14 protein-coding genes and 1 riboswitch are annotated in these 17,065 nt (G+C 42.8%); of the genes, 5 read left to right on the forward strand and 9 right to left on the reverse strand.

The window, feature by feature from the left end; translation table 11 throughout:
* Nucleotides 1-189 precede the first annotated feature (189 nt).
* A complete protein-coding gene (locus L884_RS0105300) occupies nucleotides 190-675 on the reverse strand; it encodes a MarR family winged helix-turn-helix transcriptional regulator (RefSeq protein WP_028766511.1) in 486 nt (161 codons plus the stop codon).
* A gap of 141 nt (nucleotides 676-816) precedes the next feature.
* Between L884_RS0105300 and L884_RS0105305 the strand changes: the two genes are divergently transcribed.
* Entirely contained in the window at nucleotides 817-1,734 is a 918-nt protein-coding gene (locus L884_RS0105305) for an EamA family transporter (protein WP_028766512.1), read from the forward strand.
* Nucleotides 1,735-1,877: 143 nt separating this feature from the next.
* Nucleotides 1,878-1,977: riboswitch (purine riboswitch) on the forward strand.
* A gap of 106 nt (nucleotides 1,978-2,083) precedes the next feature.
* Nucleotides 2,084-3,454, forward strand: a complete 1,371-nt coding sequence (locus tag L884_RS0105310) for an NCS2 family permease (RefSeq protein WP_028766513.1) — start codon at nucleotides 2,084-2,086, stop codon at nucleotides 3,452-3,454.
* 52 nt (nucleotides 3,455-3,506) lie between these two features.
* Here the strand turns inward: L884_RS0105310 and L884_RS0105315 are convergent, their stop codons facing one another.
* Entirely contained in the window at nucleotides 3,507-5,039 is a 1,533-nt protein-coding gene (locus L884_RS0105315; protein WP_028766514.1) for a TerC family protein, read from the reverse strand.
* A gap of 215 nt (nucleotides 5,040-5,254) precedes the next feature.
* Nucleotides 5,255-6,460, reverse strand: a complete 1,206-nt coding sequence (locus L884_RS0105320; RefSeq protein ID WP_028766515.1) for a cation:proton antiporter — start codon at nucleotides 6,458-6,460, stop codon at nucleotides 5,255-5,257.
* Nucleotides 6,461-6,578: 118 nt separating this feature from the next.
* Here L884_RS0105320 and L884_RS0105325 point away from each other — a divergent pair, with 118 nt between their 5' ends.
* Nucleotides 6,579-7,469 carry a universal stress protein gene (locus tag L884_RS0105325; RefSeq protein WP_028766516.1) on the forward strand — a complete coding sequence of 297 codons (891 nt, stop codon included), beginning with the start codon at nucleotides 6,579-6,581 and terminating at the stop codon, nucleotides 7,467-7,469.
* A 57-nt stretch (nucleotides 7,470-7,526) separates the two neighbouring features.
* On the opposite strand, the gene L884_RS0105330 is transcribed toward L884_RS0105325, so the two are convergent.
* Together L884_RS0105330 and L884_RS0105335 are read right to left on the reverse strand one after the other, a co-directional pair.
* Nucleotides 7,527-8,201 carry a hypothetical protein gene (locus L884_RS0105330; protein WP_245603079.1) on the reverse strand — a complete coding sequence of 225 codons (675 nt, stop codon included), beginning with the start codon at nucleotides 8,199-8,201 and terminating at the stop codon, nucleotides 7,527-7,529.
* Nucleotides 8,202-8,259: 58 nt separating this feature from the next.
* A complete protein-coding gene (locus L884_RS0105335) occupies nucleotides 8,260-9,426 on the reverse strand; it encodes a BamA/TamA family outer membrane protein (protein WP_028766518.1) in 1,167 nt (388 codons plus the stop codon).
* Nucleotides 9,427-9,770: 344 nt separating this feature from the next.
* Between L884_RS0105335 and L884_RS21800 the strand changes: the two genes are divergently transcribed.
* Complete coding sequence (locus L884_RS21800; RefSeq protein WP_051435550.1) at nucleotides 9,771-10,616, forward strand: phosphatase PAP2 family protein; 846 nt, start codon at nucleotides 9,771-9,773, stop codon at nucleotides 10,614-10,616.
* A gap of 82 nt (nucleotides 10,617-10,698) precedes the next feature.
* Here L884_RS21800 and L884_RS0105345 read toward each other — a convergent pair whose 3' ends face one another.
* Complete coding sequence (locus tag L884_RS0105345; protein WP_028766519.1) at nucleotides 10,699-13,875, reverse strand: HD domain-containing phosphohydrolase; 3,177 nt, start codon at nucleotides 13,873-13,875, stop codon at nucleotides 10,699-10,701.
* 418 nt (nucleotides 13,876-14,293) lie between these two features.
* On the opposite strand from L884_RS0105345, the gene ppnP reads away from it, so the two are divergent.
* A complete protein-coding gene (gene ppnP, locus L884_RS0105350; protein ID WP_028766520.1) occupies nucleotides 14,294-14,575 on the forward strand; it encodes a pyrimidine/purine nucleoside phosphorylase in 282 nt (93 codons plus the stop codon).
* Nucleotides 14,576-14,694: 119 nt separating this feature from the next.
* Here the strand turns inward: ppnP and L884_RS0105355 are convergent, their stop codons facing one another.
* The 3 genes from L884_RS0105355 to L884_RS0105365 all read right to left on the reverse strand — a co-directional run bounded on the left by L884_RS0105355 (nucleotide 14,695) and on the right by L884_RS0105365 (nucleotide 17,000).
* Nucleotides 14,695-15,099 (reverse strand): hypothetical protein, encoded by a 405-nt coding sequence (locus L884_RS0105355; protein WP_028766521.1) that lies wholly within the window; start codon nucleotides 15,097-15,099, stop codon nucleotides 14,695-14,697.
* 102 nt (nucleotides 15,100-15,201) lie between these two features.
* Nucleotides 15,202-16,176, reverse strand: a complete 975-nt coding sequence (locus L884_RS21805; protein ID WP_051435551.1) for a tetratricopeptide repeat protein — start codon at nucleotides 16,174-16,176, stop codon at nucleotides 15,202-15,204.
* Nucleotides 16,177-16,274: 98 nt separating this feature from the next.
* Complete coding sequence (locus tag L884_RS0105365) at nucleotides 16,275-17,000, reverse strand: DUF6445 family protein (protein WP_028766522.1); 726 nt, start codon at nucleotides 16,998-17,000, stop codon at nucleotides 16,275-16,277.
* Nucleotides 17,001-17,065 lie beyond the last annotated feature (65 nt).

Raw genomic sequence — 17,065 nt, forward strand, 5'->3', positions numbered from 1 at the left:
TTATAAAACAGTCAATTAGCCAACCTAGATGGCCATGACTATCAGGCATAAAAAAGGTCAGCAATTTGCTGACCTTTGAGCCTTGGCGCTGTTGTTATACCTTCACAAGGGCAAACTAATTCAGTTATTCGCCTTGAATTTGTTTGCCAAAATCGCTCTGAGTAGAGCAAGTTCTTATACTATTTGGTATTAGGACTCAAAAGAGGCTAACCAGGTTTTTAACAGCGAGTTTAACTCTGGTTTTTGCTGCTCAGATAGCTGCTCAACTAATTGATGTTGCACCTTCACATGCTCTTCAATGGCTTGATCTATGGTATTAAAACCCAGCTCAGTTAAGCCAACAGACACGCTACGACGATCTTCCTTACTGTGTACCCGCTCAATTAAACCTTTAGATTCAAGCTTATCTAAGCGATTAGTCATCGCACCTGAAGTCAGCATCATCGCTGACAATAATGCCGAAGGCGTCAAGCAGTGTGGCTCACCTGAACGACGTAAGGTGGCGAGTACATCAAACTCTCCCATCGTCAGGCCATACTGTTTATGACAAGCTGCAATTTGCGTTTCAATATGTTTTTGCAAACGCATTATGCGGCCAAAAATCGCCATGGGTAATGTGTCTAAGTGCGGCTTTTCTTTGCCCCATTGCGCCACCAGCTTATCAATATCTTCCATTTTTGCTTTCTTTCGCCTCAATCGCATAGCGCCAAATAAACTTAACGCAAAGATACTTCATAAAAAGATTCTTTACAAAACTAAAGCCGCGATCCACAATAAAGTATCTTTACATAAAGATACTTTATAAAAAGGTATTTTATGAATATTGTCCTTGCCATGATCCCCGCATTTGTTTGGGGAACAACCTATGCAGTAACCCAGTTCACGCTACCTGACTGGCCGCCACTACTTTTAGGTGCCCTACGGGCATTACCGGCAGGGTTAATTTTGTTGTTGATAAAACCCAGCTTACCGAGCAAAACTGACTGGCCGATTTTACTCAAACTCGGTGCAATTAATATTGCGCTGTTCTTTAGCCTTATTTTTGTCATGGCGCTAACCCTACCTTCAGCAATATCGGGTGTCGGTATGGTATCTGTGCCTGTTTTTGCCATGCTATTTCACTGGCTAGTGAGCAAACAGCGTCCTAACCTACTGCAAGCCTTATCGGGAGCGATGATTATCGCATTTGCTTGGTTACTATTTGATCCACAATCTATCAGTTTAAACCCAGTTGGCTTAGTTGCTATGTTGGCCGCCATTAGCTGCATCATCATAGGCAGCACTATCACTAAAACACTCGGCAGCCGCATTCATTGGTGGACTGTGCTGACCTGGCAATTGATTATCGGCGGTGGCTTACTGCTGATTGTTGCGGCACTGCATGCGAGTTATCAAAGCGACACCTATATTGCCGCCGTGCAACAAATCGATTGGCGCAGTAGTGCAGGACTGGCATGGATCATCCTCCTCAATACTGTGCTGGGTTACGGTCTATACGTATGGTTATTACAGCGTATGAGCGTAGTGGATTTTACTTTTGGTGGTATCGCGAATCCCATTGCCGGCATTGTCACGGGTCTGTTGTTACTCGGTGAATCTTTCTCTTGGTATCAATACCTGTTGATGGGCGGCATGATTGTCGCGTCAGTCGCTCCAGCGCTGATTAACAGCATTAATCAAAAACTCAAAGCAAACGCTAATTCACACCACAAGAGGCCTGAACAACTGAGTTAATTTAACCTGCTGTAGTCAACCATAGATTCGAACCACTTAGTTAAGGTTTGACCCCATTACTGTTTTTCTTCGCTGAAAAAACAGCGATCCAGTGCACACTTTTTTTGCAATTGTTTGCGCAACTCATATGCTTGCGTACAATCCGCGCCAACAATTTATTGTGCTGTATATCGCTGGAAATTTGGTCCAGAAGTCTCTACCACAAGACCTAATCTTGTGACTACAGCTCAATCACCGTCCGTTGCCAAATGGCTATTATGCTTTGGCAGCCCAGTGGTATCTGCCAATAAATGTATTGAACCCTTAGCGCTTTAAAGAGCGCATCAATAAACATTAATAAGGCATCACTGTGGCGATCTCTAGCTTACTTCAACGTGCGGGCAAGTCCCGTTTTATGGAAAATACCTTCCAGCTTTCTAAGCGTAATGCCAATATTGGCACTGAGCTGTACGCAGGCTTTATTACCTTTTTAGCCATGAGCTATATTCTGGCAGTGAACCCAGCAATTTTAGGCAGTATTGATGGCATGGATAAAGGTGCTATCTTCACCGCTACAGCTATCGCAGCGGCATTAGCCACATTGATAATGGGCTTCTTTGGCAACTATCCGGTGATGTTAGCACCGGGCATGAGCATGAACGGATTCTTCAAAGGCATGCTGGCATCAAGCTCTGTCGCACTGATTTGGCACGAAGCCCTATTCGGTATCTTCTTATCAGGTGTGGTGTATTTGATCTTCTCGATGACCAAGATCCGCAAACAGATGATTGAGTCGATCCCAGAAGATCTCAAGCTCGCCATTACCGTATCTCTGGGCTTGTTTATCGCCTTTTTAGGCCTTAAAAACGCAGGGATTATTGTGGCAAATCCTGTGGTACTGGTTAGCATGGGGGATATTAGTAAGCCGCAGGTGGCCATTGCCTTTATCAGCTTATTTGTCGCTGTTGCTTGCATGGTACGCAATATCAAGCTGGCAACGTTTATCGCCTTTATGACCTCAATTACCCTAACTCTGTTAAGCGACGCAGTATTAGGCACTAAATTTGCGCCTATTCCTGAAACTTGGTTTAGCCTGCCACCAAGCATAGAGCCTAGCTTTGGTAAGGTATTTAACTTTGAGTTTCTTACCCTTGATAAGCTATTTGACCTGCTATTTATCGTGATTATTTTCTTTATTGTCGACTTTTTCGATGGCTTATCAACTATTGTTGGCGTAGGTAAAGATGCTGGCATTATCGATAAAGATGGTAAGGTGCCAAATGCACGTTCTGCATTGGTTGCTGACGCTGGCGGTACGGTTATTGGTAGTGTGTTAGGCACCACCTCGATCACCGCATTCTCAGAGTCTGGTATTGCCTCAGCCCAAGGTGCAAAAACCGGTTTAGCCGCTGTAGCAACCGCCTGTTTATTCCTACTGGCACTATTTTGCTACCCAGTGTTTTCTATGTTTTCTACTGCAATTGTCGCCCCAGCAATGATTGTTGTTGGTATTTATATGGTAGGTCGCCTAGGTAATATTCAGTGGGATCATAAGCCATCATGTATTGCCGCTTTCTTTACCATTATGTTCACTATTTTAAGCTTCTCGCCAGCTAACGGCATGGCAATGGGCTTTATCAGCTATGCATTTGCCATGTTAGTAGCGGGTAAAGGCCGTGAAGTTCACCCGATAATCTATGGCTTATCACTGATCTTTATTGCTTATCTGTTGATGCTGTAAAGCACGACATAAAAAAGGGTCTGCAATGCAGACCCTTTTTGTTTCAAACCAGTTAATTAACCGGTAAGTGACTCACCTTAACCAAAGACACTTTAAACTCGTCAGCCTCAACGATTTCAAACTTCAGTTTAGCAAATTCAATCACATCACTGACTTTAGGGATGGTTGAATTCAGCGCCAACAATAAGCCGGCAACGGTAATGTATTCCTGCTGCTTATCAATTAAGCCGATAGTCTCTAAGCGGTACTCTAAGTCATGTAATGAAGTTGAACCTTTTACTAGCCAACCGTCATTACATACGCTGATCTCTGGTGTTTCACCAATATCAGGGAACTCACCCACTATCGACTCGAGTAAGTCGTGTAGGGTCACGATACCTTGAATACTACCGAATTCATCAGCCAAGACCGCCATGCCCGCTCTCGACTCTCTAAAGCCATCAAGTAAACGAATAACGTTAATGCTATCAGGCACAATGTACGCAGGAAAAGCGGCTGCAATATCCGCTAAGTTTTCACCCGCTTCAATGCCCAACAGCAAGTCTTTGCTGCGCACGATACCAATTAAGTTATCAAGTGAACCTGTGCACACAGGGAAGATCTGATGACGACTGTTTTTGATCGTCTGTTTAATCTTATCGTTGCTATCTTCAGTGTTTAACCATACGGTTTCACTTCTTTGAGTCATTACCGTACGCACATTTCGCTCAGATAATGATAATACGCCAGTGACCATCTCACGCTCTGCATCACCAAAACTCACCGGTGCAGGCTCAGCATCTTCATCGTCATCATGTTGGTTGTAATGCTTACTGCCCATCAGTCTGAAAATCGCTTCAGTGGTGCGCTGACGCAGTGGCACACGCTCTGCGTGCTTCGCATGACTTGAGCTAATCATCTGATTAAACATCTCAATCAGTAATGAGAAACCAATCGCCGCATATAAATATCCTTTAGGAATATGGAAACCAAAACCTTCAGCCACCAAGATAAAGCCAATCATCAATAGGAAGCTTAAACACAGCACGATAACCGTAGGATGCGCGTTAACAAAGTTAGTGATCGACTTAGAGGCTAATAGCATCACAATCATCGACACAATAACCGCAATCATCATCACAGCTAAGCTATCAACCATACCCACAGCAGTAATAATTGAGTCTAATGAGAATACCGCATCTAGGGCTAAGATCTGCGCAATAATCACACCAAAGCTAGCATAAACATTAGCGCCTTGCTGTTGGTTGATATCGCCTTCAAAACGCTCATGTAATTCGTGAGTCGCTTTAAATAACAGGAATAAACCACCAATGATTAAAATCAGATCTCGGGTAGAGAAACTTAAATCATAAATACTAAATAGCGGCTGGGTTAGCGTCACGAGCCAAGAAACAATGCTCAGCAAACCAAGGCGCATAATTAGCGCTAAAGACAAGCCAATTGTTCTGGCTTTATCACGCTGCTCTGGCGGTAGTTTTTTAACTAAAATAGCAATGAAAACAAGGTTATCGATACCTAAAACGATCTCGATAATAATAAGGGTAATTAAGCCAATCCATATTTGTGGTTCAAGCAAAAATTCCATCGTGTGTTTTATCTTCCACAACTGAGATCATTGTTCAATGTCATCACTCAGCTCGGTCAATAGCTCCAAAATATTACGCATTAATAAAAGTTAAGCGCATTTATATTGGAGATTGGCTAAAAACGATAATTAATTAAATTTTATCTTTGCTAAATCAAAGTAACAGCGACCCCAACAAAGCACAGAAAACTCAGATCCTGCGGCAGATATTTAGCTTAACTCGGCTGGGTGTGAGGCAGTCTTTTCAAGCTCCATTTAAGCAGCATTGGGCCGATCAACGTGGTGATAGCAATAATCACCACCAACTCAGTAAACAGCTTGCTATCAATAATATTCATTTGCAGGCCAAGTTCAGCAAACACTAACCCTACCTCACCTCGAGGCACCATAGCGCTGCCAACCACCACTTTTGTGCGCCATGCTTTTGCGGCAAACCAGCCAGCGATTAACTTACTGAAAATGGCTAATATCGATAACCAAACCAGCAGTAAAATACCGCCTAAGCTGTAATCAAGCTGACTTAAATCAAGACTAATGCCAACATACACAAAAAAGATCGGTGCAAATACATCCACTAAAGCTTTAGTCGACTGCTCCATTTTGTGAGTAAAATTAAAGGGATTAACTAAATAATGGTTTATCGGAGACACAAACTGCCGACTTAACGCCATACCGACAGCAAAGCCCCCCAACAAGGCTGGCGCGCCAAATGCGTGTGCTAGCCAAGCAAAGAAGCAAATAAGCACCATGGCAATAATCACTTCATAGCCAGATTTATCTGCCACAGGTTTGATTGCACGGGCAAGATACAGTAAAGCACGTGCTAAAGGTGGTGCGATAAATAGGAATAAACCAACCTTGGCGATGAGTAGTAAGGTACTGGTTATGTCCAACGCCCCATGACTGGCAAAATTAAATAACACACTGAGTAAAATCACCCCGGCAATATCATCAATCACTGCCGCGCCTAAAATGATGTTACCAACAGAAGTTTGCGCTTGTTTGGCTTGATTGAGTACCCGCAAAGAAATACCGATACTTGTGGCCGTTAAGGCACAACCCAAATAGACAGCAGTAAACAGCGAATCGGTAAGGTACAGGGCGCTGCTTAGCCCGATCACAATTGCAGGGGCTAATATGCCAGCAACAGCGACTTTGGCAGCGCGGCCACCAGCTTGATGTAAACGTTTAATAGAAGTTTCACAACCGATAGAAAACAGCAGCAAAATCACGCCTAACTCGGCCAGTACTGCTAAGGTTGGATGGGGAAGAACAAGATTAAAAAGCGTTGGGCCTAATACCAACCCAGCGAGTATTTCACCAACAACGGCTGGCAGCCCAAAATACTTAAATAAACTACCAAAAAGTTTACCAAAAAAGAGGATCAGGCATAGCGAGAGAATAAATTGATCAGCGGCCATATACGTCTCGAAACCACTAGTGATACTGTACAAATCTTGTTCTTTTTCATGATAAAGATCAAGGACTAAATAGCCAGTTTTGCTATTTTAAAATCTCAACAATCTTGAGGGTGTACTCATGGATAGAATGTTTATCATTTCACAAAAGCATCAAGCCAAAAACGATGTTATTAGTGCTGGGGTGTTGCTCGCTAATCAGTTAGGTGTAAGTCCGGAGGTGATGAGCTATTGCTATGAATCGTTCAGTGGTGATGCCTACTATAATCCACGTATCGCAGCGTCAGTGCGGCTGCAAATACTCAACGAAGCCGAGAAGAACGTAGAAACTGAGTTAACCCAGCTCGGTGCCGAGCAAGTTCCACATCATGCAGTTTGGTGTAAAAATCTTAGTGAACATGCTTGTGGCCAAGTCAACGCAGATGAATATGCCATGATGCTAAAATCGTTAGCAGAGCCTGAGCACTTGCAACCGACAGATTGGCAACTGATCCGCAATACCCAAGTGCCGTTAATGCTGATGAGTAATAACTTAGTCAGACGTGCTAATTCGATTTTAATGGCCGTTGATCTTGGTAGTAACAACCCTGACAAACTGGCGTTAAACCACGCGGTAATCAAACAAGCCAAACAACTTGCCAAAGCAACAGGTGCCAAACTGCATTTAGGGTTTGTGATCCGTTTACCTAAGTTATTGCGGGACATGGATGTTGTTAATACCCAACACCTAGTGAAAGAGGCTTACCTAAGTCACAAGCAAGAGATTGAACTGATAGGCTTACCGCCTGAGCAGGTACATATTCTAATTGGTGATGCTGATCTGTGCTTATTTGAGCTCAGCTGCCGCTTAAAAGCTGAGTATATCGTGATGGGAGTACGACAACACAAAGGCATTTTAGGGCAAATTATTGGTAATACTGCTGAAGCAATACTGCAGCGACTAAGAAGCAATATTTTGGTGGTTCCTAACGTAAAACTAAGCGACAACCCGCAGCTTTCTAGCCTTATTTAATTAAGCAGCTGATAAAAGCCAGCGAAGTTAACCTTTGCTGGCTTGTACCAATGAGTATTAATCACAAGATGAAGTGTATTGGTTCAGTTCAATCAAACCGCGTAAAATAATGCCGTGATAACGCGCTTGAATTAGCTGATAATCAAGCTCCGGTGCAAAGTAGTAAGTCACTTCCTCTGTGCCAGTTTGCTCAACAGGGATCAAAGATAACTCCCCCCAAGGCGCAATATTTTTAGTCTGTTTAGGCTGTACATAATACTGATACGGCTCTATCGCATCTGATGCTTGGCGAATTAAGCGAAACTGCTGTCGACCTTGCATTAGAAACTCACGTATTTGAATCGCTAAGGTATCAACGTCACGCAGCGGAATATCGTTAGAACGATAGCTGTCTAGCTCACCGTCAACATCCACTTCAGATTCAAGCCCATTGGCGCTAAAGCTAGCATGCATGTCACGCGCACGAAAGCCACTCACCTTTTGATGAAACTTTTGCGTCAGCCACTGCTGCCGCTCATTTGACCAAACTAATTCAGCCCGTTGCTGATAGCGAGTACCAATACCTAAAATACTGGCTTTACTGCTAGAGTTAACAACCGCCGTTTTACCTTGCCAAGTTTCAGTGCGGCTCATGCTTCCTGTATGGATACCACTAAGATAAATATCATATTCAGCATGGCGACTGCACTGCGCAGGCGTTTGCTGTGCAGCAGCGTCGGCAACAGTCGACATCAGCAGCAATAATGAGCTAACACAGCAATAAGCCATTGTGGTCAAAGTTGCTTGCATACTAGAACACTTCGTTAACGTTCAAGTAGAAGTTGGTTTCGTTTTCACCCACACCAATATCGACACGTAAATTGATGTTATCTTTAATCTTAAAGCGGAAACCTGTGCCGTAAGAGGTCAATAGCTCTTCATTTAAGTTACTCACCTTATCAGCAACACTGCCTACCCCGCCCCAAAATACCATGCCATAACGCTGGAAAATCGGCAGACGATATTCAACTTGGCCCATCATCATCTGTTTGTCACGATAACGCCCTTTGATATAACCACGCATGGCACCTGAGCCACCAAGATCTGGCAGCATATTCCATGGCACATCGCCATTAGTAAAATGGCCTTGAACTTGCCATGCAATCAAACCTGGTGCATTACTTAGCAATGAGGTTTTACTTAAATCAATATAGTTAGCTAGCTCAACATCGTAAGTTGAAAACGATGAATACTCACTGTTGTGATAAAGCCCTGCATCGATTTGAAATAACCAACCTTGAGTGGCATTCAAACGGTAATCACGAGAATCGTAAATACTGGTTAGCTTGACACCACTACTGAAGTTATCGGGTAAGATCTCACTTGAATCCACTGGCAAACCAGTTTCAACTAACTCTAATTTATCAGCACTCGCATAGGTAAAATCAGCGCCTAAGCCTAAAAAATAGTTATCAGCGACTTCTGTCATGTAGACAGGTTTAAAACTATAAACTTGCTCTTCAAATTCATGGTGATTGGCGTCAATGTTACCTTGTTCAATTCCTTGGCCATAATACACTGCCGCCTCATTATGCAGCTCTAACCCCAACTGCAAACGTTGTTTACCGCCGTTGAAAAAGGTCATGTTTTCAACTTCAACACCGTAAGAATTATTCATCGATACAAATGAGTTAAGCACGATAGATGAAGGCTGTTCCTCACTCGATGAACCGTCGGTTTTATATAGACCTACCATCAACAAGCCCACACCAAATTTCTTTTCAGGCGTGTAATAAGCTGTTGGCAAATAACTCATATCAATAGGCTTGCTTTGGTCAAACTCACCGTCTGCGCCAAATACTGACAAAATGTCATCAATCCAAGTCGGCTGCATATCTTTTGGGGTTTCAAACAAAGGTTCAACAGCAGCAGCTTGGTTCGACAGTGCCAAAAGCGTTAACAATAAAATCCGTTTCATAAATGCTCGAATTAATAGTGAAGAAGAATCGGGTGTTGTAGGCGATATGCTGTGAAAAAAACGTCATTATTCAGCTAGCAATTCACCGAGCTGCGCATTCTACCATTTGAATGCTATTCAACAATGACTTTTTTTGATTAAAGATTAATCGTTGTTAGCGATGAGAATAACGCTCAGCACACAAATAACACTCACTGCGATGTTAAAGATACATCATGAGACGTACTGACTAATCACCTTTAATACTCATTTTTATGCACATTATTTGCTGTTAATACGATGACATTTATTTCACCTGCTAAGCAATAACATGTGCGCAAACAAGGCTTAGTAAAGGGGAAAACATGAATAACTCAGGGCGCTATTTAAACCATACTGCAAGCGCACATCCGCAACAAAAAAACCAACCTCCTTCCCATGATGTTGGTTATTTATGGGTATTATTTTCTGTGTGCACGATATTCTTGTTGCTAATGAAAGAAGGGGTTAACAACGCCTACTTCTGGCAAATCAACCAAGCTGGTCAGCACTTTAGTCCTGAACTACTTGCCAGCATTACCGATATGGGAAATGGTGTCGTCACAGGTAGCATATTAGTCATCATACTTTGCTTTAAACCAAACTGGATTTTACGTGCCATTTTGGCTGCCATTATCTGCCTTATATTAACTCACTTCCTCAAAAGCTACTTTGATGCTTCGAGACCTGCGGCCTTGTTAACCCAGATAAATATTATTGGTGATGCCCGCTACAGCAAAAGCTTTCCTTCAGGCCATACCGCGACGATTTTCCTACTTGCAAGCATCGCCTTCTTGTCTTCAACAAGACGATTGAGTCGAATATTTTTTGTCGCTTTAGCAACCCTTGTTGGACTATCGCGAATTGCAGTTGGTGCTCACTGGCCAATCGATGTCGCCTTAGGAGCGATCATTGGTTGGAGCAGCATATATCTCGCGATGCTTGTGTGCAAAACAGAGAACCTTTCATCAAGTAGTCAATTTATGATCTTATCGAGCCTTTTATTACTGCTTAGCTGCCTGAATATGCTTAATCAAAATGAATTCCCATTGTTGCCGATTGTGGACAGTTTGCAAAAACTCTATTTGGTCTCTGCCGCAACTTTTGTCTGCCTAAGCTACATAAGTTATCGCAGTACTAAAGAGCGCCAAAAAATGCTCAGAATTAACTAGACTGGCAGCCTATCAATCGCAATAAATCGATTGAAGCTAGCTGCCGCGCAATCAAGAGTTAGAAGTGGATTACTCATTATCACTATAGATACTTAGCAATATCCACTTCATTGATCTGTGCAGGAGAAAGAAACTTATTGGCGTATTCCAAATAGATCCCGCTAGATAAAAATAGCTTAAATAGATCCATGTCGAGGTGCTCATCCAGTGCCATCTTATGCAAGATATCAATTGCAACACTCAGCGGTTTTGCCTTTTTATACGGCCTATCTGCTGCAGTTAATGCCTCAAAGATATCCGCTATCACTAAGATCCGCTCAGGGATCGATAAATCCTCAGCACTGAGTTTGCGAGGGTATCCGGTACCTTTTAAGGTTTCATGGTGGGTCGATGCATAACGCGGCACACGTGCCAGTTCTGGTGGAAACGGCAGATTCTCCAGCATCTTAATCGTGCTGGTAATGTGCTCATTGATCTTAAATCGATCTTCTGCGGTCAAAGTGCCACGTGAGATCGACAGGTTATACAGCTCACCTAAATTATATTGATCCTTAGGTATGGTCATCTTAATGCCAAACTTAGGATCAAAGTTCACTTCACTGATACGTTTAATAATATGCTCAGGTTTATCCCGTAACAGCTGTTCCGTTACCGGATAAACTTCAGCATCAAGGCGCTCGCTCAAATTAAGCTCTTCAACCGGCGATAAGCCCAGTCTATCATCGAAGTGGCGCTGCCAAGTCAGCTTAGCTAACTCCGCCAAGCGCTCTTTTGCCTCTTGCCCCATAAACTCACCACCAATATTGGCAGTAGCAATAAACTCAAAGTCTTGAGTTAACTGCTGTTGCTTGCTGGCCAGCTCGGCACGATAACCTGCTTCGTTATCTGTATCCGACGCGATTTGCTGTAAACAGGTTATTTCAGCGTCACGCCACAGCACCTCAAAGCGCATGCGTATTTCATGAATACGATTGTAAACCGCCTCAAGCTTAGTGCCTTTATCGACAATATATTCTGGCGTAGTGATTTTTCCGCAGTCGTGTAGCCAAGCTGCGATCCTAAACTCACGATGCTCATCAAGCGAGTTAAACTTAAAGTCTTTAAATGGCGCAGCTTGTGACTTTTCAGCTGCAGCAACCAGCATGAGTCCAAGTTCTGGCACTCGATTACAATGTCCTGCGGTATAGGGAGATTTATCATCGATCGCTTGTGCGATCAGTTTAATAAACGACTCCATTAACTCTTTTTGATTTTCTTCATACTCTCTAATTGAGCTCGACATCTCCATCATCGAATGAGCCAGTTCATCAAGCTCGGTAATATTAGAGTCCACTTTAATGACATCGTCATACTGACGATTTTTAATCTTGTTATTTTCTTTTTCTAATAACTTAATTGGTCGAATAATTGGCGATGAGAAAACCCAAGAAACGGGGAAAATCAGTAATAAGCATAAACTGGTGAACAAAATGGATTGCTGCACTTTATCGACACTCGCTGCCAACAGCTCTTTGGCTGGCACGACAATAGCAAAGTATTCTTGGCTCCCCGCTGAACTCCCACCAAAAGGGGTCACATACAGAAACTCTTTAACACCATTGATCTCACGCTGCACTAATTTACGCTGTTTGCTGGGGGCTTTCGCAAGCTCAATTAACTCAGCAAAAGGCACTGTGCCTTTGGTGGTTAAGTCTTGTTTCTTACCACTGGCAAACCATTTAGCACTCAATGCCTGTTTTTGCTCAGCGGTAATATTGGCTAAAGCTAAGTTAATTATCTCAATTAGCTCAGCGTCATGTTTGGTAAGCACTATGCGCAAGCCGGTTTCGACTTTCAGCGGCGCGAAATCAACCTGCTCATGGTATTGAATATTCTCAACAAAAAATTGCTTGGCGATGTAATGCAAAATAATGCTGTTATCTAGCGCAGCATAAACTTCCCCCTCTTCCACTGCGTGCAACACGGCATAGGTTGAAGCCATTTCAACCACCTCGATTTGTGGGTAGTTAGTTTTAATGACCTCAACAATTGACCAACCTTTTGGTATGGCGAGCTGCTTACCAAACAGTTGCTCTATATGGGTTATTGGCGCCAGATCTGGCTGAGTCACTATGGCATAAGGTAGTTCAACAAACGGATCACTAAACTGACCGAGTAAGCTTGTTTCATCGGTTTTAATCACTGAGTGCAGCATCGCGAGTTCTTGCTTTTTAAACTTTTCGGTTAGCTCAACCCAGCTAAAACCATTGATATACCTAAGCTCTAACCCTGTCATATCAGCCACTAGGTTGAGTAAATCGATACTGTAGCCCTGAGGCATGCCTGAGATGGCAAAATCAATGGGCGCCCAATCAGTTTCGTTCGACACCTTTAATGGTTCAGTTCTCGCGATCAGCTCCCGCTGCTTTGCTGTTAACGATAATGGCTGCGATGCAGGAATATTAATTGTTGTCTGCTGCACTTGGTTAGACGCAATGAGCTCACCACTTTGCTTATAGAGATATATCTTTTTGTCGCTAGCTGCATTGCCATCTTTGCCTTGCATCACTAAGTAATCAGAAAGCGTTGATAAGGCAATATCTAAGGCTAATACCGCGCCCGTTTCAGCTAATTTAATTGAATAAGTTTGCCCGGGAGATTGTAGATGCTGAAATAAATAAGGTTCAGTTTTAGAAACCGTTTGTTGGTTAGCATTAATAAACCAAGGCCTCACCCTCGCATCATATTCACTGGGCTCACTATATTTAATCCTCAAGGTAAATTGGTCGTCAAAATAAGACTGGGTTCGCTGCCTTAGCTCTCCCTCACCGTGGATCTCAATCATTACCCAACGGTCAAGATGAGAGGCATTGAGTTGCTTTCTGATAATAGGGTGCGCATCGAGATTAATTAATTCGTAAAAATCACCATTGGGAGTACCAATATATAACGCATAAAACAGTGTATTCGTGCGCATGATTTCGGCAAATACACGCCGAGTTTCAAGGTTAACGCCACCATTAATTGATAGTGCATCAAGGTTAGAAAGTAAGTGAACGGCATTAACCGCTTGATTGTCGACTTGCGTTAAGTAGCTGCTGGTATTTTTAGCTGTAAGATCATAAAGCTTCACCGCAGAATCCGTTGCCATTGCTTTACTAAAATAATACTGCAAGCCAATCGCAATCGCGGCGGTTAGCACAGTTGCTAGAATAAAGATCCCCACCACGGTCACTCGAATAGTGAATCGCTTTTTGCGCTTATTAACCATGGCGTCCATAAAATCTCTGCTCCGTCTTTCTATCCTTGAAAAAACATCTTATTACAAGCGAGTAACAAGTCAACATAGCGCATTAGCATTACACTTTGAATTTAATGTAAAAATATCCTTTTCAACAATAGAACAATTGTCTATTTCTACGGTTTTAGATAAAGCCTTTTGCCTTAGGACTATTTACAACTTTTTCGCCCACGATAAAGGTAACAGCTAGGGGATCACACTCAATAAGATTTATCTGTTATATGAAAAATTTTCTTTATCAAAAGTCGCCTTTGCAACACATTGCTTAGTTTCATATCAATCACCGATTAGAGAGTATTGTTGTGCGGTAGCAAGTGATACTATCCCGCTGTTGAGCTATGGGCGCTAAACTCACTCTGTTTAGCCATGCTCAACGCTCTTATCACGAGGAATAATAATGTTAGCGGTTAATGAATATTTTGAAGGTCAGGTTAAGTCTATTTCTTTCGCGGGCACTGACAAGCCAGCCTCTGTAGGCGTAATGGAAGCAGGTGAATATGAATTTGGTACTGCTGCACCTGAAGTGATGCAGGTGATTTCTGGCGCATTAACAGTATTGCTACCAGGGCAAACTGAATGGCAAACCTTTAACGCTGGTGAACAGTTTAACGTTATTGGCAATGCAAAGTTTCAAGTAAAAGTAGCGACTCAAACCGCTTACCTGTGCATTTACGGTTAATAACGTATAAACCGTAAAGTAAAAAACCATCCGCTGTTAACATGACAATATGTTGAAGTGGATGGTTTTTTTATTTCAGTTAAACAACTGACAGCTTGCTGTCATGGCAGTTATTAAGCTTACTCTACCCACATAACTAACTCGCCCGCAGTCTTTAGGCCATATTGTCTTTTCGTTAGCTTACCTGACGCATCAAATAATAGTAACTCAGCTGAGTCGGCGCGGTGTTGGCGGATCAACTTATCGCCCTCAGGTGTGCCAGTTGTCGCAATCAGAAAATATACCGAGTCACCGAGGTAATCACGGGCTTCGTTCATCTGCTCCGTCTGGCTATTACTCATCGCTAAACCATTATCATAAACAAAAACGATCGCCGGTTTACCTGTACCTATCTCTTCATGGGTTGACTTAAAGCCTTTAGGCATCACCATGACTAAAGCCACAAACAGCGCCACGATAGAAGCCACAACAGCAAAAGCAATCAGAGGTTTGCGGCGAGATGAATTTGAATTAACAGTATTCAAGACAATAAATCCTTATTTAAACCACAAAAATAGACAACAAATCGGCTCATCATAATTAGCGAACCTGAGGCCTAGATTAAAATCATCAGTTAATTACTATGATTAATTAGCTAAATTGAGGATCTTACACTGCTTAAATTGACTCGTACTGCATTGTTTACTCAATGCCTGCGCTTTAACTAATTGTTGTGGATTAAGTTTAGCAGCAATAAATTCGAGCCGTTGCTTAGCCATGGCATTACCTTGGCCAGCCGCCGCATCTAACCAAACATAGATTTTGATAAAATCCGGCTCACCATTCATACCATTATATTCACTGGTAGCTAAATCAACTTGCGCTTCGGCCAAACCTAAACTTGCGGCTCGCTCAAGCCAAGTGGTTGCTTTGACAGCATTGACCTCTCCCGCTTTGCCGTCGATATACATCATGCCAATTTGGTGCATTGCCGGCGCAAACTCCCGCTCTGCGCTCAATTGGTACCATTGCAACGCCTGCTCAGGCTGGTGATAGTGCTCTAGATAGATCTTACCTAATACATATGGCGCTTCGCTGTGACCATTATTGCTGCTGAGCGTTAACCAATGCTGTGCAGCCTTTAAATCAACAGCGTCACCTAAGCCTTGAAAATGCATTAAACCCAGCATAAATTGAGCATCGACTTGATGTCTTGGGAATTGCGGGTCAACAGCCTGACTAGCTAACTGTTGATACCAATAACGCGCCAACTCATAATTTGGATTGCCGACTCGACCTGCACGATACATCTCAGCAAGTGAGTATTGTGCTTCGGGCATGCCTTGGTGCGCCGCCTTACGGTAATACGCCATTGCTTGCACAAAATCTTGCTCAACCAATATCCCTTTGGCATAGAGATAAGCCAAATTAGTTAGCGCATCAGCATCGCCCGCAGCGGCATTATCGATACATTTAGGGCTAATTTGCTCAGCTAATCCATCAGCCGCATATTGGCACCATGGGTCAAATAGCGTCTGAGTATTAACAGCAGTACTGTCTTGCGTAGGCTGACTGCTGCAGCCCTGCAAAATCAGTATGATAACAATAAGAAAAATGCGCATAAGCAAGCATCCACAACAGCGTTACATCAAGATGTTATATAGGTATAAGATCTTTTTCCGTTAAGACGATCTTAACAAACGGCATCAATCTTTGTCTGTTAACGCACACTAAAAAAGGAATTGATTGAGGTACGATTATTCAGCGCACTTTTATCAAACTCGACTTGAGCCGTTATGTTTGCACTATGAAGAATATTGCCAGAATAGATCACTAATCGGTTAGGTTTAGCTGCAATAGAAAAGACTTTTTCAAACAAGTCATCGCTATCATTAATATAGCCTGAGCGCTGCTCAGCAGAACTTTCAACCCTTTCAACCATGTCCAAGATCATCTCTTTATCATCAAAACCGAAAGCGAGCTTATCTGTATGCTTATAGCGATAGAAATTGGTTCCACCTAAGTTATCATCATTGAGGTAATGTACAGCAGCCATAGAATGATCAACCAAAGAGTCAAAGTGTGGCATCTTTTGTTTAGGGGTTAATTGTTGCGGAGTTAAGGTGACTTTCGACAGCCAACATTTAGCGATTTGATGCCGTTTGAAGCACTGCCCTTGTGGTTGTAATGCAAGTTGCTCAATCATCGCAGATAAGGTTGTGTAATAGCTATCGGGCATCTCATCACGCATGCCCGGAAAAAGCGTACCATCCCTGCCGGGCTTGTTAAAGTAAGCCTGATTATTGCTGTAATCGACCAATGTATCGAAGTCTGCAACAAAGTCATCAACAACCCAAATCAAATGCGCTGAATCGGCTAATTGCAGCACCTGAATATGCGCATCAGGGTTAACGGCCAACAACTTAATATCTGTAACTATCGCCATAATGATACAGTCCCTTTGCATCTGATTTATCTTGCTCTTTAAAGCAGGTTCAAAACACTAACACC

Source organism: Shewanella fidelis ATCC BAA-318 (assembly GCF_000518605.1).
GTDB classification, from domain to species: Bacteria; Pseudomonadota; Gammaproteobacteria; order Enterobacterales; family Shewanellaceae; genus Shewanella; species Shewanella fidelis.

Coding starts and splice junctions, on each gene's coding strand:
- L884_RS0105300 (WP_028766511.1), bottom strand. CDS start 675: ATGGAAGATATTGATAAGCTGGTGGCGCAATGGGGCAAAGAAAAGCCG.
- L884_RS0105305 (WP_028766512.1), top strand. CDS start 817: ATGAATATTGTCCTTGCCATGATCCCCGCATTTGTTTGGGGAACAACC.
- L884_RS0105315 (WP_028766514.1), bottom strand. CDS start 5,039: ATGGAATTTTTGCTTGAACCACAAATATGGATTGGCTTAATTACCCTT.
- L884_RS0105320 (WP_028766515.1), bottom strand. CDS start 6,460: ATGGCCGCTGATCAATTTATTCTCTCGCTATGCCTGATCCTCTTTTTT.
- L884_RS0105325 (WP_028766516.1), top strand. CDS start 6,579: ATGGATAGAATGTTTATCATTTCACAAAAGCATCAAGCCAAAAACGAT.
- L884_RS0105330 (WP_245603079.1), bottom strand. CDS start 8,201: ATGTCGACTGTTGCCGACGCTGCTGCACAGCAAACGCCTGCGCAGTGC.
- L884_RS0105335 (WP_028766518.1), bottom strand. CDS start 9,426: ATGAAACGGATTTTATTGTTAACGCTTTTGGCACTGTCGAACCAAGCT.
- L884_RS21800 (WP_051435550.1), top strand. CDS start 9,771: ATGAATAACTCAGGGCGCTATTTAAACCATACTGCAAGCGCACATCCG.
- L884_RS0105345 (WP_028766519.1), bottom strand. CDS start 13,875: ATGGACGCCATGGTTAATAAGCGCAAAAAGCGATTCACTATTCGAGTG.
- ppnP (WP_028766520.1), top strand. CDS start 14,294: ATGTTAGCGGTTAATGAATATTTTGAAGGTCAGGTTAAGTCTATTTCT.
- L884_RS21805 (WP_051435551.1), bottom strand. CDS start 16,176: ATGCGCATTTTTCTTATTGTTATCATACTGATTTTGCAGGGCTGCAGC.
- L884_RS0105365 (WP_028766522.1), bottom strand. CDS start 17,000: ATGGCGATAGTTACAGATATTAAGTTGTTGGCCGTTAACCCTGATGCG.